This window comes from Nocardioides sp. BE266 (genome assembly GCF_031457855.1).
GTDB lineage: Bacteria > Actinomycetota > Actinomycetes > Propionibacteriales > Nocardioidaceae > Nocardioides.
The window spans coordinates 619,722-638,073 of sequence record NZ_JAURTI010000001.1; the positions used below are offsets into that span (position 1 = coordinate 619,722).

An 18,352-nucleotide genomic window follows, 5' to 3' on the forward strand; every position below is an offset into this window, starting at 1 on the left:
CGTTGAGGGACATGCCCGCCAGCTCGAGCTCAGCAGTCATGTGGTTCCGGCGCGACCTGCGGGTGCGCGACAACCCAGCGCTCCTCGCCGCGCTGGAGGAGGGGACGGTCACGGCGCTCTTCGTCGTCGACCCCGCCCTCTGGTCCGGGGCCGGCGCAGCGCGCCGGGCGTGGCTGGCCGCCAACGTGCTGGCCCTCGCCGAGCGGATCCCGTTGACGATCCACCACGGCGATCCTCGCGAGGTGGTGCCGCGTGTGGCCGGCGACCGGCGGGTGCACGTGTCGGCGGAGACCACGCCCTACGGCACGCGCCGCGACGCCGCCGTCGGCGAGTCCGTCGAGCTCGTCGCCACCGGCTCTCCGTACGCCGTCGGGCCGGGGCGCGTCCGCAACGGCAGCGGCGACCCCTACCAGGTCTTCACCGCCTTCGCCCGGGCCTGGCGCGAGCACGGCTGGCCCGAGCCGGCGACGACGCCGCGCTCCCCCGACCTCGCTCCGGCCGACTCCCGCAAGCGGGCGATCGACATGCTGGAGAAGGCGGTCGCCGACGCGCCGTTCGACCTGCCCGGCGCCGGCGAGGACGCCGCCTGGCGCCGGTGGAAGGCCTTCGTGAAGGACGGCTTGCGCGACTACCGCAGCGAGCGCGACCGGCCCGACCACGACGGCACCTCCCGCCTGTCGCCGTACCTCCACCTCGGGGTGCTGCACCCGCGCTCGCTGCTGGCCGAGGTCGACCACTCCTCGACCTACGCCAACGAGCTCGGGTGGCGCGAGTTCTACGCCGACGTGCTGTGGCACCACCCCGAGTCGGCGTGGGCCGACCTCAAGCCCGCGCTGAAGGGGATGAGGTACGACGACCACGAGGACGCGGTGGAGGCGTGGCGCGACGGCAAGACCGGCTTCCCGATCGTCGACGCGGGCATGCGACAGCTGAAGGAGACCGGGTGGATGCACAACCGGGTCCGGATGATCACCGCCTCCTTCCTCACCAAGGACCTCCACGTCTGGTGGCCCGAGGGCGCACGGCACTTCCTCGACCTGCTCATCGACGGCGACGTGGCCTCGAACAACCACGGGTGGCAGTGGGTGGCCGGCACCGGCACCGACGCGTCGCCGTACTTCCGGGTCTTCAACCCCGTCACGCAGGGCATCAAGTTCGACCCGCAGGGCGACTACGTACGCCGCTGGGTGCCCGAGCTCGACCACCTGCCCGGCAAGGCGGCCCACGAGCCGTGGAAGTCCGACACCGGCTACGAGCAGGACTACCCGCTGCGGATCGTCGACCACGCGGAGGAACGGCTCGAGGCGCTCGATCGCTACCAGGCCGCGCGGGCGTGACGTCCGGATAGCGACCAATGAGCGCGCTCCCACCACTAATTTGATCGAGGGTTGCACTTTCCCGTGATCTTTCCGTTACAGTCGTCGCGGTCTTGCCGACCCGACCCCCCTGACCCGGCAGATTGGTAACTACCCCTATGGGCAACCACCGAGCGGAGCGCGCTCCCAAGCGTCGCGCCACCTCGGCACCGGCTGCACCCACGACCGGAAAGCGACGGGCCACCCCGCCCCCGCGCCGTTCGATGGTGAGCAGCCTGCCGTCGCTGCCCCTGGTGGCAGGTGTGGCCGTCCTCGCGATCTCCGCGGGTGGAGCCGTCACTGCCGGTGCGGGTGCGACTGCCCTCACCTCGTCGGGCACCTCGCTCGACGCCTCCAACGCCGTCGGCGCTGCCGGCACCGCCCTCGCCCGTCGTGGTGAGGTCGTGAGCCGCAGCGCGACCCGCGACTCCGACGTCAGCGCCGAGGAGACCGATCCCGAGCTCGTCGCGCTGGCCGAGAAGCAGATGGCCGAGCGCGCCGCCAAGCTCGAGGAGATGCGCAAGGCGGCCGAGAAGCAGGCGGCGAAGATCAAGGAGAACAAGTGGGTTCTCCCCCTCGCGCACTACCAGATCACCGCGACCTTCGGTCAGTACGGCCTCTGGTCGAGCTACCACACCGGCCTCGACTTCAACGGCGACACCGGTGACGAGATCATGGCGATCGCCAACGGCACGGTGACCTCCACCGGCTACGACGGCGCCTACGGCAACAAGACCGTCATCACCCTCGACGACGGCACCGAGATCTGGTTCTGCCACCAGACCTCGATCTACGTCTCGGTCGGCGACCACGTCACCGGCGGCGAGGTCATCGGCACCGTCGGCGCCACCGGCCACGTGACCGGCTCCCACCTCCACGTCGAGGTCCGCCCCGGCGGCGGCGGCCCGGTCGACCCGTTCCAGGCCTTCGTCGAGCACGGCATCGTCCCCTGACCGACGCGCGGAGCGCGTCGGCAGTCAGGGGAGATTGAGTAGCGCGAGCGCCTGAGCTCGCGAAGGCGCTGCCGCGCGTATCGAAATCTCTCGATCGGTGTGCGTCGCCACCCGAGTCGAGCGACCCGCGGCTGAGGAACGAAGCCGCGGCGAGCGAGACGACCCATCACCGATTCGGCGGTGAGTGAGGCATGTTTCGGCGCGCCAGAACCTGCACCACGCACCGCCCGGTCTGGTAGTGGTGAGTGAGGCATGTTTCGGCGCGCCAGAACCTGCACCACGCACCGCCCGACCTGGTAGCGGTGCGTGAGGAGGATTCCCCGGCCCCCGAATCCCCTTCACACACCGCCAGCCGGTGCGTCGTACGGCGACACGCACGCGAGCGGTTGCTGAGGAGGATTCCGCGACGCTCGAATCCCCCTCACGCACCGCTCGCGGAGGGCGGCGGCTAGAGCTTCTCGACCGGGGCGTAGCGGAGCAGCAGGCGCTTGACGCCCTCGGAGCCGAAGTCGATGGAGGCGACGGACTTGTCCGCGACCCCGTCGACGGCGACCACGGTGCCCATGCCGAAGGAGTCGTGCACGACCCGGTCGCCGGGCTCGAGGCTCGGGATCTCGCGGGCGGGCTTGGCCTTGGCCGCGGCGTCGGCGCGGAGCGCGGCCGAGCTGAAGTTGCGCCGGCCCGCGTCGGTGGGCGTGCCGAGGCGCGTGGACCCTCCGCCGGAGAGGTCGGGGCGACCCCAGCGGGTCTGCTCGGCTGCCGTACGACGCCAGTCCACGAGGTCGACCGGGAGCTCGTCGAGGAAGCGGCTGGCGGGGTTGTGGGCGGGCGCGCCCCAGGCGGAGCGGACCATCGCGCGGGAGACGTAGAGGCGCTGCTGGGCCCGGGTGAGGCCGACGTAGGCCAGTCGCCGCTCCTCCTCCAGCTCGGGCTGGTCGCCCAGCGAGCGCTGGTGCGGGAAGACGCCGTCCTCCAGACCGGTCAGGAAGACGACGGGGAACTCCAGGCCCTTGGCGGTGTGGAGGGTCATCAGCGTGACGACGCCGGAGTCGTCGCCGTCGGGGGCGTCGGGGATCTGGTCGGCGTCGGCCACCAGGGCCACCCGCTCCAGGAAGTCGCCCAGGCCGACCGCCACCGTGCCGGCCTCCACGTCGGCTGGGTCGGCACTCGGGCCGGGCTGCGGGTCTTCGGCGAACTCGCGCGCCACGGCGACGAGCTCGGCGAGGTTCTCCACGCGGGTGCCGTCCTGCGGGTCGTCGCTGGCCTCGAGCTCGGCGAGGTAGCCCGAGCGCTCGAGGACGGACTCGAGGATCACGTCGGGACGCTCGTCGGCCTCGACCATCGACTGGAGCTCCTGGATCATCGCGACGAACGCCTCGATGTTCTTCAGGCTGCGGGTGGCCAGGCCCGGCGCCTCGGCGGCCCGGGTCAGCGCCTCCCAGAAGGTCGTGCGGTCGCGGTCGGCCAGCGCGGCGATGCACGCCTCGGCCCGGTCGCCGATGCCGCGCTTGGGGGTGTTGAGCACCCGGCGCAGCGAGATCTCGTCGGCGGTGTTGACCAGCATCCGGAGGTAGGCCAGCGCGTCGCGGACCTCGCGGCGCTCGTAGAAGCGCACCCCGCCGACGACCTTGTAGGGCTGGCCGGTGCGGATGAACACCTCCTCGAAGACGCGGGACTGCGCGTTGGTGCGGTAGAACACCGCGACGTCGGCAGGCTTGATGCCGTTGTCGTCGACGAGCTTGTCGATCTCCTCGCTGACGAAGCGTGCCTCGTCGTGCTCGTCGTCGGAGACGTAGCCGGTGATCCGCTCGCCGGCCCCCGCGTCGGTCCACAGCCGCTTGGGCTTGCGGCCGCGGTTGTTGCCGATCACGGAGTTGGCCGCGGACAGGATGGTCTGGGTGGAGCGGTAGTTCTGCTCCAGCAGGATCGTCGTGGCGTCGGGGAAGTCCTGCTCGAAGTCGAGGATGTTGCGGATGTCGGCGCCGCGGAAGGCGTAGATCGACTGGTCGGCGTCGCCGACCACCATCAGCTCGCTCGGCTCCACCGACTCCTGGTGTCCCTCTTCAAAGGACTGCCCGCACAGCTGCTGGATCAGGCTGTATTGCGCATGGTTGGTGTCCTGGTATTCGTCCACGAGCACGTGGCGGAAGCGGCGGCGGTAGTTCTCCCGGACGTCGGGGAACGCCTGCAGCAGGTGCACCGTCATCATGATCAGGTCGTCGAAGTCGAGGGCGTTGGCCTCGCGCAGGCGGCGCTGATAGCCCACGAACGCCTTGGCGTAGGCCTCCTCGAAGGAGTTGCGCGCATCCTTGGCGGCGTCCTCCGGGTCACGCAGCTCGTTCTTCTGGTCGGAGACCCAGTGGAGCACCGCGTTGGGCTGGTAGCGCTTGGGGTCGAGCTCGAGGTCGCGCAGCACGATCGTCATCAGCCGCTTGGAGTCGGCGGCGTCGTAGATCGAGAAGTTCGACTTGAACCCGACGCGGTCGATCTCCTTGCGCAGGATCCGCACGCACGCGGAGTGGAACGTGGAGACCCACATGATCCGGGCGCGCTTGCCGACGAGCGCCTCGACGCGCTCCTTCATCTCGGCCGCGGCCTTGTTGGTGAAGGTGATCGCGAGGATCGAGCCGGGGTGGGCCTTGCGCTCGTTGATCAGCCAGGCGATCCGGCGGGTCAGCACCCGGGTCTTGCCCGAGCCCGCGCCGGCGACGACGAGCAGGGGCGCGCCGGCGTGGACCACGGCGGCTCGCTGGGGCTCGTTGAGGCCCTCGAGGAGGGGGTTGTCGATCAGCGCTCGATCAAGGGATGCATCTGTGGGGCTCATGTCGGACCCAGCCTATGCGGCCGGTACGACAGCCGGGACGCCCTGGTGGACGCTGTGGACGGGGCCCTGGATCAGGAGTGCACCAGGCGCGGATCAGGCGTGGACCGGCGACCAGAACACGGCCACCGCGATGTTGGCGAGCGTGAGCACCAGCAGCCCGAGGTAGAGGCCCTGCGGGATGCTGGGCTTGCGCATGTTGGCCATCACCAGCACCAGGATCACCAGGCCGATCGCGAACTTCACGCCGATCTTGGCGTGGTCGGGCGACCCGAGGCTCTCGAGCACCCCGACCAGCAGCAGCCCGGCGACGAACGCGGTGCCGATGCCGTCGCGCATCAGTGGGTTGACCGACTTGGTCTCCTCGCGCACCTGCACCAGCAGCCCGCCGAGGAGGGCCGCGTAGCCCAGGATGTGAACGAACAGCAGCACCAGCCGCAGGGTCTCCATGCGCACAGCCTAGTGGGCTCTCCTACACAGCGTCGTACTCCGGGGTGTCGTCGGCGGTGCCCTTGCTGCCGAAGAGGTACTCGGCGAGGAAGAGCACGACGCCGATGGCGAGCAGGCCTGCGCACCACACCAGCGAGGTCGGGTCGTCGTACACGGTGAACCCGAGGATCGCGAGGTTGCCGACGAGGCCCACCAGCAGCAGCGGGGTGTTGGCGCGGAAGATGTCGTCGTGCTCGTCGTGGCCGCGGAGCATCAGGCACGCCACGATGACCAGCGCGTAGATCGCGAGCAGCAGCACGACGGTCACTGTCGCCAGCCGGCCGACCAGGTCGATGCCGCCCCCGGCCTCGGTGAGCAGGGTGCCGACGACGAGCAGCAGGCCGACCACGGTCCCGCTGAAGAGCAGGCCGACCCACGGGCTGCGGCGCTCGGCGTGGACCTTGGCGAAGATGCCCGGCACGACGTCCTCGCGGGCCATGCCGTAGAGGATGCGCGGCTGCGTCACGATCGTGACGAGCGTGGTGTTGGTGATCGCGACCAGCGCGATGACCGAGAAGAGCGTCGTCATCAGCTCGGTCGAGAAGGGCAGGATGCCTGCCTTCACCACCTCGAGGAGGGCCGCGTCGGAGGAGGCGAGCGTCTCGGTCGGCACGGTCAGCGCGGCAGCCATGGAGACCAGGACGTAGACGAGCCCGGCGACGAGCATGCCGCCGACCAGCGAGCGCGGGAACGCCTTGTAGGGCTCGATCGTCTCCTCGGCGACGTTGACGGTGTTCTCGAAGCCCGTCATCGCGAAGAAGGAGAAGGAGATGCCGGCCAGCACGGCGAGCGCCGGGCTGGTGTAGTCGCCGCCGGTGTCGATGTGGGTGAGCACGCCGAAGTCGGCGTCGCCCCTGGCCACGTGGACCACGCCGATGATCATCACGATCACCAAGCCAGCGGCCTCGACGAAGGTCATCAGCATGTTGATCACGACCGACTCGGTGATGCCGATGTAGTTGACGACCACCAGGATCGCCACGAAGACCAGCGACACCAGCAGCGCCGGCGGACCCGACCACAGCTCGGCGAAGTACGACGCGAAGCCGGTCGCCAGCGAGCCGGAGGCCGCCATGCTCGCGGCGAGGAACGACACCGTCACGAGGAAGGTCAGCGCGCGGTTGCCGAACGCCTTGTTGACGTAGAGCGACGCGCCGGCCGCGCGGGGGTACTTCGTCACCAGCTCGGCGTACGCCGCCCCGGTGATCGCGGCGACGGTCACGCCGAGGGCGAAGGCGATCCAGAACGCGCCACCGACCGCGGCGGCGACCAGTCCGATGAGCACGTAGATGCCCGATCCGAGCACGTCTCCGAGCGTGTAGAAGAACAGGAGCCGGCCCGTGATGGACCTCTTCAGCTCGCTGTCGTGGTCGTCGAGCTCGGGCGCCGTGGCTGTCTCAGACATCCGCCGACCCCATCGGGTCGACACCGAGATGTCAAACGTCGACCACCCCTGGGGGGTGTACGACGGATCAGAGCAGGCGCCGGTCCGAGGCCCACTTCGTGAGCTCGTGGCGGCTCGAGAGCTGGAGCTTCCGCAGCACCGACGACATGTGCGTCTCGACGGTCTTCACGGAGATGAACAGCTCCTTCGCGACCTCCTTGTAGGCGTACCCACGGGCGATCAGGCGCATCACCTCGCGCTCGCGCTCGGTGAGCCGGTCGAGGTCCTCGTCGACCGCCGCGACGTCGATCGAGCCAGCGAAGGCGTCGAGCACGAAGCCGGCCAGCCGCGGCGAGAACACCGCGTCTCCCCCGGCGACCCGGGTGATCGCGTCGACGAGCTCGGGGCCGGTGATCGTCTTGGTGACGTAGCCCCGGGCACCGCCGCGGATCGTGCCGATGACGTCCTCGGCCGCGTCGGAGACCGACAGGGCGAGGTAGAGCGTGTTGGGCGAGGGGTGGCGACGCATCACCTCGACGCCCCCGCCACCGGGCAGGTGCACGTCGAGCAGCACGACCTGCGGCTGCAGGTCGTGGACGACGGCGATCGCGGCATCGGCGTCGGCGGCCTCACCGACGACCTCGACCACGCCGGCGCCGCTGGACGCCAGCTCGGCCCGGACCCCGGCCCGGAACATGGCGTGGTCGTCCACCAGGACGACGCGCACGGGTGGCTGGCTCATCGGTTCTCCTCGTCACTGCGGGAATGGCTGCGGGGCATGTGCAGGCGGACCTCGGTGCCCTCCCCGGGAGCAGAGCGTACGTCCGCGCTGCCGCCGTGCCGCGACATGCGGTCCACGATGCTGTTGCGCACGCCCTGGCGGTCACCGGCGACGGCGTCGACGTCGAAGCCGGCGCCGCGGTCACGCACGAAGACGTCGACCGCGCCGGAGGTCGTCTCGGCGTAGACGTCGGCGCGCTGGGTGCCGGCGTGCTTGGCCACGTTGACCACCGCCTCGCGTGCGGCGTGCACGACGGGCCGCAGCGACTCGTCGAGGTCGCAGTCACCGACGGTGACCACGTCCACCACGACGGCGTGCTGGCTCTCGACCTCGGCCGCCATCTCCTTCAGCGCACCGGCGAGCGTGGTGGCGTCGGAGGTGTCGGCCTCGAAGAGCCACTGCCGCAGGTCGCGCTCCTGCGAACGGGCCAGCCGCGCGACGGTGGTGGAGTCGTGGGCGTTCTTCTGGATCAGCGCGAGCGTCTGGAGCACGGAGTCGTGCAGGTGGGCGGCCATGTCGGCGCGCTCCTGGGTGCGCACGCGCTCGGCCCGCTCGGCGCCGAGGTCGTTGATCAGGCGCATCGCCCACGGGCCCACCACGATCGCCAGGCCCACCAGGCCGAGCAGCCCGGCCACCAGGACCGGCACGGCGAACGTCGCCTGGCCGGCGGCGACGGCGAAGACGATGAGCGCGGTCAGGATCAGGCCGAGACCGGCCGCGAAGCGCGTGTACGCCGCCCAGCCGCCGTTGCCGAAGACAGCGCGGAACGGGTCGATCCGTCCCGAGGAGTCGATCCAGCGCTCGCGCTGCGCCTCGTCGGCCTGGCGCCACAGCAGGCCGACGCCGGCGATGCCGAGGACGACCGGCCAGAACAGGGCGCCCTGTCCGAAGATCCCCTCGAAGCCGAGCACGACGCCGAACAGCAGCGCGCCGATCGCGATCGCCGGGCCGGCGTCGCGCAACCGCGAGCGTCGGCCGGGGCGCTTGCCGGTGCGGGTGGCGCTCTCCAGGCCGGGTGCGCTCACCTCGAAGCCCTGGCCGGCGGGCAGGAACACCCACAGGCCGGCGTACAGCATCAGGCCGAAACCACCGAGCAGCGCCGTCGCGACGAAGAAGACACGCACCCACAGCACGGGCACCGCGAGGTGCGCGGCGAGGCCGGACGCGACACCACCCGCGATCGGGTGGGACAGGTCGCGGTAGGCGCGGCGCGGCTGTCCGGGGCGCCAGGTGGAGGCGGGGCTGGGGGTGGTGTGGCTCATCGTGCCTCCATCGTCGCAGGCACGCAGGCAGCGAACCATGAGGATCGACCCCGAGCCGACCCTGAGCCGGTCCCGGGCAGGGCCGCGGTGAATCAGGGCTGTCCCCGATGGTGAGGAGCCCCGCCGCGGACCAGAGTGGAGCCATGGACAACGCCAGCCCCACCACCGAGCACCCCACACCGCCTGCCGGCGGTCCCGGTCCCCGCGTCAGCCGCGAGGAGATGAAGGACCTCGGCCGCCTGCGCCGCAGCGTCACCGACCGCCACATCGCCGGTGTCGCCGGCGGGCTGGCCCGGCACCTCGACATCGACCCGATCATCGTGCGAGTCGCGCTGGTGGTCGCGGTGTTCTTCGGCGGCGCCGGCCTGCTGGCCTACGTCGGCGCCTGGATCCTGGTGCCCGAGGAGGGCACCAACGACGAGCCCCTCGGCCTCGACCAGCGCAACCGCAAGCTCGCCCTCGCCGGCGTCGGCGTGCTCGCCGTGCTGTGCGCCTTCGGCGACTGGGCCGGCGCCTTCTGGTTCCCGTGGCCGCTCGCGATCGCCGCGGTCGTCATCGTCTGGTTCCTCAACCGCAAGCAGAACGACGCCGAGCCGCGCAGCGGCTACGGCTACACCGGACCGCCGACCAGCCCCACGGGCACCTGGGCCACGGCCACCGCCGCTCCCCAGGCTCCCACCGGGAGCGTCGGGACCGACGAGGACGCGACGACCGACGCGGACGTCGACGACATCGCCGCCACCGACACCTACGGCCAGACGTACAGCCAGACCTACGAGCAGGGCTACGGCCAGCAGCAGTACGGCTGGGCGCCCCCGCCGGCGTCGTACTCCCGCGAGACCCGGCGCCGGCCGCGCAACCCGCGCCGTCGCGGACCCATCCTGTTCTTCTTCACGCTGGCGCTGATCGCGCTCGCCGAGGGCGTCCTCGGCGTGGTCGACCTGGCCGGTGCCTCGATCACCGACAGCGCCTACCCGGCACTCGCCCTCGGGATCATCGCGCTGATGCTGCTCGTCGGCTCGTTCTGGGGCCGTGCCGGTGGCCTGATCGCCCTCGGCCTCGTGGCTGCACTGGCCACCGCCGGCGCCACCGCCGGCGACCACTTCCCCGACGACCACCACACCTACGTCCCGACCACGCCCGGCGCGGTCAAGGACAGCTACGAGTTCGGTGGCGGGGAGTTCCTGCTGGACCTGTCGGCCGTCAGCGACGTCGACGCCCTCGACGGCAAGGAGATCTCCGTCGACGGGGTCGGCGGACGGGTCGAGGTGATCGTCCCCGACGGCATGGACGTCGACGTGACCACCGAGGTCGTGGCCGGCGACAGCCGGGTCTTCGACCAGCGCAACGACGGGTTCGACATCAAGGTCGACGGCAGCCGCGACGGCGGTGCCGGTGTGCCCGACATGACCATCAACATCGACCTGGTCGCCGGCGAGATCGTCGTCCGCGAAGCCGCCTGAGGAGCACTGACATGAGCGAGAACGACAGCACGTACGACACCAGCTACGACACGGACGTCTACGGCTACGACGAGCCGATGGTCGGCCCGCTGGACGCACCCGAGAAGCCCTCGGGCCGCCACCCCGTCAACATCGGCCAGCTCGTGATGGGCGTCGCCTTCGCCGGCATGGTCCTGGTGTGGGCGCTGGTCCAGGGCGACGTCGTCGAGACCGACGAGCTGCGCTGGCTGTTGCCGATCCCGTGGCTCGCCGCGGGCGCCGCCGGACTGGCCGCGACCGTGTGGCCCTCGCGGAAGTCGCGGGTTTAGCCCAGGGAGCAGGCAGGCAGCGCGAACCAGCGGAGGTCGTCGAAGTCCTCACCCAGGTGCGCGGTGTCCGACCAGTCCGGAGGCGACGCGGCAGCCATGATCGCGCGGCCCTCGTCGAGGTGCTCCCTGAGCACCGAGACGGGGGCCGTCGTCGTGTGCGCGGGCCACGTCATCGCGCCGCTGACGTCGTACGACACGTCGGCGAGGCGCAGCGGCGGCTCGACCGCTCCGGTGCGGTGGTGCCACAGCCCGGTGAGCGGGTCGAAGCGGTAGTCGCCCAGCAACCGCCAGCCCTCGCGGGCGACGAGGCGCACGGCCTCCACGACGTAGGTGAAGACCTCCTCGTCGACGAAGTAGTTGAAGTTCACCCGCACCCAGCCGGGCTTGATGCCCTCGCAGCCGGTTGCGATCTGCGCCTCGAACCGGTGGCTGTGGTCGAGGTCGATGTCGAGCAGCCGGTGGCCGTAGGGGCCGGCACACGAGCAACCGCCGCGGGTCTGGATGCCGAAGAGGTCGTTGAGCAGCGCGACCACGAAGTTGTGGTGGAGGTAGGTGCCGTCGGGCGCCTTCACCACGAAGGAGACGATCGAGAGCCGCTGCGAGTCGAGGTTGCCGAGGATCTGGATGGTCGGCTCGGCGACCCACGCCGCGACGGCCCGCTGGAGCATCTCCTCCTCGTGGGCCTGGATGGTCTCCACGCCGACGGCCTGCTTGAGCTGGAAGACCAGCCCGGCGCGGATCGACTCCACGATCGCCGGGGTGCCGCCCTCCTCGCGGTGGGCCTTGTCGTCGAGGTAGCGGTGCTCGGTCGGGTTGACGTACATGACCGTGCCGCCGCCGGGCACGACGGGCACCCGGTTGGCCATCAGCTCCTTGCGCACGACGAGCACGCCGGGCGTGCCGGGGCCGCCGATGAACTTGTGCGGGCTGATGAAGATCGCGTCCTTGTAGGAGCTGCCCGGGCCGTTCATCTCGATCTCGACGTAGGGCGCGCAGGCCGCGAAGTCCCAGAAGCTGAGGGCGCCGTGCTCGTGGAGCAGGTCGGCCACGCCCTCGGTGTCGGTGACGATGCCCGTCACGTTGGACGCCGCGGAGAAGGAGCCGATCTTGAGCGGCCGGTCGGCGTGCCGCTCGAGCTCCTCGCGCAGGTGGTCGAGGGAGACCCGGCCGTCGGCGTCCTCGTGGATCGTGACGACGTCGGCGATCGTCTCGCGCCAGCTGACCTCGTTGGAGTGGTGCTCGAAGGGGCCGATGAAGACCACGGGACGCTGGTCGGCGGGGATGAGCGAGGTCAGGTCGTAGCGGTCCTCGAGGGTGCACGGGACGCGCAGGCCGAGGATGCCGATCAGCTTGTCGATCGCGGCGGTGCTGCCCGACCCGCAGAAGACCACCACGGTCTCCTCGTCGCCGCCGACGGCGTCGCGGATGATGCGCCGCGCGTCCTCGCGCAGGCGGGTGGTCTGCAGGCCGGTGCCGCTCGCCTCGGTGTGGGTGTTGGCGTAGGCCGGCAGCACCTCGTTGCGGATGAAGTCCTCGATGAAGGTGAGACTGCGGCCCGACGCGGTGTAGTCGGCGTACGTCACCCGGCGCGGGCCGTAGGGGCCCTGCATCACCTGGTCGTCGCCGATGACGGAGGCACGGATGCGCTCCAGGAGGGCGCGCGAGCGGTCCGTGGTGTGCGTCACGCGCCGAGCGTACGCCGACGAGAGGGGCGGCCTGCCATCGGCGGAAGGCAGCCCCTCGCACGAGCCGCGTCCTGATCAGCCGGGGTCGAGGTGCCAGCCGGCCCCGTCACGGGTGTAGACGATCCGCAGGTGCCGGCGGTCCGGAGATCCCTGCCAGAACTCGACGCGGGAAGGGACCAGGCGCCACAGCCTCCAGTCCTCCGGGTCGACCCCCGTGCGTGCGGCCTCGCTGCGCGCGGCGAGGTCGGCCGCGGCATCGTCGCGCGACGCCTCGACGACCGCTCCGCGTGCCCGGACGGCTCGCACCAGCGGCTGCCACCACAGGGTGAGCGCCGCGTTCGGGCAGGCAGCGAGCTGCTGCCCCTTGCGGGACGAGGCCGTGCCCGCGAAGGCCCACCCGTGCTCGTCCACGGCCTTGATGATCAGCGTCCGCGCATCGGGGACGCCGTCGTCGTCGACCGTGGCCAGCGTCGCGGCGACGGGCTCGGGCACGCCGCGGTCGAGCGCCACGTCGAGCCACGCGGCGAACATCTCCGTCGGGTCCCGCGGCAGGTCGTGCAGGTCGATCGACGGAGCGCTTCCGGTCAGGGAGGGAATCCGACGAAGGTCTCCCGGGCTGGGTGGTGCCATGGCCCAAGGCTCGCACGCGCGTGGGACCGCACCGCGGCCAGTGCCTCCTCCGGGTGGTCGGTGATGACCCCGTCGACCCCCGCCGCGAGCAGCGCGCGGACCTCGGCGGCCATGTCCCCGAGCGCGTCGGGCGCGTCGCCGTGGCGCAGGTTGCTGGGCAGGTAGCGGTTCTCGCCGCGGACCGTCCACACGTGCACGGTGAGGCCGCGGCGGTGGGCGTCGCGGACGAGGGTCGAGGGGGTGTCGATCGCTCCTCCGGCGTCGCGGGGCAGGACGAGCGACTTGTGCGGGCCGATGCCGTCGGCGTACTCGTCGATCCAGGCCAGGCCGTCGGGCGTCATCAGGTCGCCGTAGCTCCGCTGGTCACCAGCCGCGACCAGGTCGGCGGGATGGCGCTGCGCGGTCTCGAGGAGCTGCACGATCGGCAGCCGGGTGCGGGCGGCGAGGCGGCGCAGGACGGTGGTCTCGAACGACATGAGCACCACCCGCGCCCACGGATGGTCGAGCCCGTGCCGGGCGAGGTCGCGCAGGAGCGGCGCCTCGAGCGGCAGGCCGGCCGCCTCGTGGTGGGTCGCGTGCTTGAGCTCGAGCAGGACGCCGACCGGACGACCGCGGCGCACCGACTCGGCGCCGACCATGGCCAGCACCTCGGTCAGCGTCGGGATCCCCTCCGCGCCGTCGTACGCCGTGTTGTCGGGGCGGGTCCCCGGCATCCGCTCACGCGTGGCGAGCGTCTTGAGCTCGGGGAGCGTGAGGTCCTGCACGAACCACCCGCACTGGGCCACCCCGTCGACGCTGCGGGTGCGCCGGAGGTGGGCGAGGTCGGCACGCGACGCCACGTCGGTCGTCGTGCTGAGCTCGAGGTCGTGCCGGGCGACCAGGACGCCGTCGCGCGTGGCGACGAGGTCCAGCTCGATGTCGTCGACGCCCATCCGGATGGCGGTCCGGTAGGCCTCGAGGGTGTGCTCGGGACGGTGGCCGGAGGCGCCGCGGTGCGCAACCACGGCGGGCGTGAGGACCAACGACGGGGCCACGCCCTCCCATGACCTGGGCGCCTCGCGGGTCACCGTCATGGGGCCAGCCTGCACGGCCCGCGGGACCGGCCGGTGACCTCTGGGTGAATGACGCATGATGGCCGCGTGACGCTCCCCTCCTTCCCGACGCTGACCTCGCTGCCCTCACTCGACCACCCCTCGCTCGTCGCTGCGCCGGTCGCCGCGGCGCTGGCCGGGTGGCCGGGCGCCGCGGAGGTCGCGGTGGTCGAGATCGATCCCGAGCTCGCCGACACGGCCGCGATGAGCGAGGCCTACGACGTGCCGATGACCGCCGGCGGCAACTGCGTGGTCGTCGCCGGGGCGCGGGCGGGCGAGGAGCGGATCGCCGCCTGCGTCGTGCGGGCCGACACCCGCGCCGACGTGAACACGCTGGTGCGCAAGATGCTCGACGTCCGCAAGTGCTCCTTCCTGCCGATGGAACGCGCGGTCGAGGAGACCGGGATGGAGTACGGCGGCATCACCCCGCTCGGCCTGCCCGAGGGCTGGCGGGTGCTGGTCCACGAGGCGCTGCTCGAGGAGCCCGTCGTCGTGGTCGGCAGCGGCGTACGGAGCTCGAAGCTGCTGGTGCCGGGCCGGCTGCTGGGCGACCTCCCCGGCGCCGAGGTGGTGCCCGACCTGGGTCGGTGAGGGGTCGCTGACCGGGCGGTCGGAAAAGGATTCGTCCGGCACGTCGCCCGAAATCTAGGCTTTGCAGGTGCGCAGCCTTCCCGTCCCCGATCCCGGAGTGGCGGACCACCGCACACCGGGTCGCTTCCTGCTCTGGATGGCCCGCCTGCAGTGGCGGACGCTGGCCGGCGGCATGTTCTTCGGCATCCTCTGGGGTGCCGCCCAGGCCGTGATGCCGGCCGTGCTCGGCCGCGCGATCGACCTCGGCGTGGCCGCGAAGGACACCTCACAGCTCGTGTACTGGACCGGCGTGATGCTCTGCGTCGGCCTGGTGCAGGCGGTCAGCGGGATCATGCGGCACCGCTTCGCGGTGACCAACTGGCTGACCGCGGCCTACCGCACCGTCCAGCTCGTCACCCGGCAGACGGTCCGCCTCGGCGGGACGCTGCCGCGCAAGGTCTCGACCGGCGAGGTCGTCGCGATCGGCACCAGCGACCTCTCGCACCTCGGCAGCCTGATGGACGTGAGCGCGCGCTTCACCGGCTCCATCGTGTCCTTCTTCCTGGTCGCCTTCCTGCTGCTCCGTACGTCGGTCACGCTGGGGCTCGTCGTGCTCATCGGCGTGCCGCTCCTGATGGTCGCCGTGGGGCCGTTGCTCAAGCCGCTGCAGGCGCGCAGCGCCCACCAGCGCCACCTCATGGGGGCGCTGGCCAACACCGCCAGCGACATCGTCGGCGGGCTGCGGGTGCTGCGCGGGATCGGCGGCGAGCAGGTCTTCCTCGACCGCTACCGCCGTGAGTCGCAGAGCACCCGGTCCGCCGGCGTGCAGGTCGCCCGCGTGCAGTCGATGCTCGACGCACTGCAGGTGCTGCTGCCTGGCATCTTCGTGGTGGTCGTGGTGTGGCTGGGTGCGCGCACCGCGGTCTCCGGCCAGATCACGGCGGGCGAGCTGGTCGCCTTCTACGGCTACGCGGCCTTCCTGATGCTGCCGCTGCGCACCGCGACGGAGTTCGCCAACCGCTACATCCGCGCCCACGTCGCGGCCCGTCGCGTCTGCACGGTGCTCGCTCTCCAGCCCGACGTGGCCGACCCGGGATCGCCGGCGGCCTCCCCTCCGGTCGGCAGCGTCCTCGCCGATGCCCGCTCCGGGCTGCGGGTCGAGCCCGGGCGGATGGTCGCGATCGTCAGCGACCAGCCGGACGACTCGGCCGCGCTCGCCGACCGGCTCGGCCTGTGTGCTGCTCCCGTCGACGACGACGTGACGCTGGGCGGCGTACCGCTCACGGCGCTGGCGCGCGAGGAGGTGCGGCGCCGGATCGTCGTGTCCGACACCAGCAGCCAGCTGTTCAGCGGCCCGCTCGGCGCCGGGCTCGACGTGCGCGGCCGCGGCGGAGTCGACGCGGCGATGCACACCGCCTCGGCGGAGGACGTGCTCGACGGCCTCAGCGACGGCCTCGACGCGATCGTCGCCGAGCGGGGCCGGTCGTTCTCCGGCGGCCAGCGGCAGCGATTGGTGCTCGCCCGTGCGCTGACCACCGACCCCGAGGTCCTGGTGCTCGTCGAGCCGACGTCAGCGGTCGACGCGCACACCGAGGCGCGCATCGCCTCGCGCCTCCGCAGCCACCGGACCGGTCGGACCACCGTGGTCACCACGGTCAGCCCGCTCCTGCTCGACGCGGTCGACGAGGTCGCGCTGCTGGTCGAGGGCGCGGTCGTCGCGACCGGCACGCACGCCGACCTGCTCGAGACCAACGCCGCCTACCGCGCGATCGTCACGCGCGAGGTCGAGCCCGACGTCGAGGAGGCCTCGTGAATACCCGCCTTCCTGTTGCTGACGGTGCGGCCGTACGCCGCTACGCGCGCGACCTCGCCCGTCGGCACCCGCGGATGCTCTGGTCCGCGGTCGGTCTGCACGTGCTGGCCGCCGCTGCCGGGCTCGCGGCGCCGCGCCTGCTCGGCGGCCTGGTGCAGGCCGTCGAGGACGGCACGACGGTGTCCCACGTCGACCGGATCGCCCTGATCCTGGCGGGCTTCCTCGTCCTGCAGACGGTGCTCACGCGTTTCGCGCGCTACCTCTCGCAAGTGCTCGGCGAGCAGGTCCTGGCCGAGCTGCGCGAGGACTTCGTGGAAAACGCGCTGGCGCTGCCGGTCGGGACGGTCGAGTCGGCCGGCTCCGGCGACCTGCTGACCCGCACCAGCCGCGACGTGGACCAGCTCGGCTGGTCGGTGCGCTGGGCGCTGCCCGAGTGGACCATCGCGGTGGTGACCGCGGTGCTGACCTTCGCCGCCGCGCTGTCGGTCGGCTGGTGGGTGTTCCTCCCCTGCCTGCTCGCGCTGCCGCCGCTGGTGACCGGCCTGCGGTGGTACCTCCGCCGCGCCCGGCCCGGCTACGAGCGCGAGTCGGCGTCGTACAGCCAGATCACGACGACGCTCGCCGAGACCGTCGAGGGCGCCCGCACCGTCGAGGCGCTCGGCCTCGGCGGCGACCGGGTCGCGCGCGCCGACGCGGACTGCAGGGCGTCGTACGACGCGGAGCGCTACACCCTGCGGCTGCGCACGGTCTTCTTCCCGTCGATGGAGATCGCCTACCTGCTGCCCGTGGTCGGCACGCTGCTGTTCGGCGGCTGGCTCTACACCCGCGGCCAGGTGTCGCTGGCCGAGGTGACCGCGGCGACCCTCTACGTCCAGATGCTCATCGACCCCGTCGACCGGATCGTGGCGATCCTCGACGAGCTCCAGATGGGCGCGGCCTCGCTCGCCCGCCTGCTCGGCGTGGGGCAGGTGCCCGACGACCGCGAGGTCTCCGGCGCGGTGCCGGCCGACGAGAAGCTCGACGCCGAGGACGTGCGGTTCTCCTACATCGAGGGACGCGACGTGCTGCACGGCGTCGACCTCGACGTCGGGGTCGGCGAGCGGATCGCGATGGTCGGGCCGTCGGGTGCCGGCAAGTCGACGCTCGGACGCCTGCTCGCGGGCATCCACCCGCCGCGCACCGGCCGGGTGACCGTCGGCGACGTCGGACTGGTCGAGCTGCCGCTCGACGACCTGCGCGGCCACGTCGCGCTCGTCACCCAGGAGCACCACGTCTTCGTCGGCACGCTGCGGGAGAACGTCGTACTGGCCCGGCCGGGATCCTCCGACGAGGCGATCTCGGCGGCCCTCGAGGCCGTGGACGCCCTCGAGTGGGTCTCTGCCCTCCCGGACGGCCTGGACACGGTCGTCGGCTCCGGCGGCCGGTCCCTGACGCCGGCCCAGGCCCAGCAGGTCGCGCTGGCCCGGCTGGTGCTCGCCGACCCCCACACCCTCGTGCTCGACGAGGCCACTTCGTTGATCGATCCCCGCGCCGCCCGCCACCTCGAGCGCTCGCTCGCGGCCGTGCTGGAGGGACGTACGGTCATCGCGATCGCGCACCGCCTCTTCTCCGCCCACGACGCCGACCGGGTCGCCGTCGTCGAGGACGGCGTCATCTCCGAGTTCGGCTCGCACGACGACCTCGTCGCCGCCGGCGGCTCCTACGCCGCACTCTGGGACTCCTGGCACGGCAAGGGCTGACGTCACGG

The 18,352-nt window shown here is 71.8% G+C and carries 15 protein-coding genes; 7 read left to right on the plus strand and 8 right to left on the minus strand.

Going from position 1 to position 18,352, the window contains the following annotated elements:
* Positions 1 to 11: 11 nt before the first annotated feature.
* Positions 12 to 1,337: a deoxyribodipyrimidine photo-lyase gene (locus J2X46_RS03005; RefSeq protein ID WP_310246707.1), complete on the plus strand. Its 1,326-nt coding sequence runs from the start codon at positions 12 to 14 to the stop codon at positions 1,335 to 1,337.
* A gap of 245 nt (positions 1,338 to 1,582) precedes the next feature.
* Positions 1,583 to 2,308, plus strand: a complete 726-nt coding sequence (locus J2X46_RS03010; RefSeq protein WP_310246710.1) for a M23 family metallopeptidase — start codon at positions 1,583 to 1,585, stop codon at positions 2,306 to 2,308.
* Between the two features lie 448 nt (positions 2,309 to 2,756).
* Here J2X46_RS03010 and pcrA read toward each other — a convergent pair whose 3' ends face one another.
* The 5 genes from pcrA to J2X46_RS03035 all read right to left on the minus strand — a co-directional run bounded on the left by pcrA (position 2,757) and on the right by J2X46_RS03035 (position 9,045).
* A complete protein-coding gene (gene pcrA / locus J2X46_RS03015; protein WP_310246712.1) occupies positions 2,757 to 5,132 on the minus strand; it encodes a DNA helicase PcrA in 2,376 nt (791 codons plus the stop codon).
* A gap of 93 nt (positions 5,133 to 5,225) precedes the next feature.
* Positions 5,226 to 5,579: a hypothetical protein gene (locus J2X46_RS03020; RefSeq protein ID WP_310246714.1), complete on the minus strand. Its 354-nt coding sequence runs from the start codon at positions 5,577 to 5,579 to the stop codon at positions 5,226 to 5,228.
* 22 nt (positions 5,580 to 5,601) lie between these two features.
* Positions 5,602 to 7,023, minus strand: coding sequence for an APC family permease (locus J2X46_RS03025; protein ID WP_310246715.1), 1,422 nt, complete (start codon positions 7,021 to 7,023; stop codon positions 5,602 to 5,604).
* A gap of 67 nt (positions 7,024 to 7,090) precedes the next feature.
* Positions 7,091 to 7,744 carry a response regulator transcription factor gene (locus J2X46_RS03030; protein ID WP_310246716.1) on the minus strand — a complete coding sequence of 218 codons (654 nt, stop codon included), beginning with the start codon at positions 7,742 to 7,744 and terminating at the stop codon, positions 7,091 to 7,093.
* Positions 7,741 to 9,045: a PspC domain-containing protein gene (locus tag J2X46_RS03035; RefSeq protein WP_310246717.1), complete on the minus strand. Its 1,305-nt coding sequence runs from the start codon at positions 9,043 to 9,045 to the stop codon at positions 7,741 to 7,743. Before J2X46_RS03035 ends, J2X46_RS03030 begins: the two co-directional genes overlap by 4 nt.
* Positions 9,046 to 9,188: 143 nt before the next feature.
* Between J2X46_RS03035 and J2X46_RS03040 the strand changes: the two genes are divergently transcribed.
* Positions 9,189 to 10,508, plus strand: a complete 1,320-nt coding sequence (locus J2X46_RS03040) for a PspC domain-containing protein (protein ID WP_310246718.1) — start codon at positions 9,189 to 9,191, stop codon at positions 10,506 to 10,508.
* 11 nt (positions 10,509 to 10,519) lie between these two features.
* Positions 10,520 to 10,816: a hypothetical protein gene (locus J2X46_RS03045; protein WP_310246719.1), complete on the plus strand. Its 297-nt coding sequence runs from the start codon at positions 10,520 to 10,522 to the stop codon at positions 10,814 to 10,816.
* Here the strand turns inward: J2X46_RS03045 and J2X46_RS03050 are convergent.
* From J2X46_RS03050 to J2X46_RS03060, 3 genes are all read right to left on the minus strand, one after another.
* Positions 10,813 to 12,501 (minus strand): aminotransferase class V-fold PLP-dependent enzyme, encoded by a 1,689-nt coding sequence (locus tag J2X46_RS03050; protein ID WP_310246720.1) that lies wholly within the window; start codon positions 12,499 to 12,501, stop codon positions 10,813 to 10,815. The genes J2X46_RS03045 and J2X46_RS03050 overlap by 4 nt on opposite strands.
* Positions 12,502 to 12,576: 75 nt before the next feature.
* Complete coding sequence (locus tag J2X46_RS03055; RefSeq protein ID WP_310246721.1) at positions 12,577 to 13,131, minus strand: pyridoxamine 5'-phosphate oxidase family protein; 555 nt, start codon at positions 13,129 to 13,131, stop codon at positions 12,577 to 12,579.
* Positions 13,086 to 14,204, minus strand: a complete 1,119-nt coding sequence (locus tag J2X46_RS03060) for a glycerophosphodiester phosphodiesterase family protein (RefSeq protein WP_310246722.1) — start codon at positions 14,202 to 14,204, stop codon at positions 13,086 to 13,088. Before J2X46_RS03060 ends, J2X46_RS03055 begins: the two co-directional genes overlap by 46 nt.
* A gap of 66 nt (positions 14,205 to 14,270) precedes the next feature.
* On the opposite strand from J2X46_RS03060, the gene J2X46_RS03065 reads away from it, so the two are divergent.
* From J2X46_RS03065 to J2X46_RS03075, 3 genes are all read left to right on the plus strand, one after another.
* Positions 14,271 to 14,813, plus strand: a complete 543-nt coding sequence (locus tag J2X46_RS03065; RefSeq protein WP_397212669.1) for a YbaK/EbsC family protein — start codon at positions 14,271 to 14,273, stop codon at positions 14,811 to 14,813.
* A 67-nt stretch (positions 14,814 to 14,880) separates the two neighbouring features.
* A complete protein-coding gene (locus J2X46_RS03070) occupies positions 14,881 to 16,605 on the plus strand; it encodes an ABC transporter ATP-binding protein (RefSeq protein WP_310246725.1) in 1,725 nt (574 codons plus the stop codon).
* Complete coding sequence (locus tag J2X46_RS03075; protein WP_310246726.1) at positions 16,602 to 18,344, plus strand: ABC transporter ATP-binding protein; 1,743 nt, start codon at positions 16,602 to 16,604, stop codon at positions 18,342 to 18,344. Before J2X46_RS03070 ends, J2X46_RS03075 begins: the two co-directional genes overlap by 4 nt.
* Positions 18,345 to 18,352 lie beyond the last annotated feature (8 nt).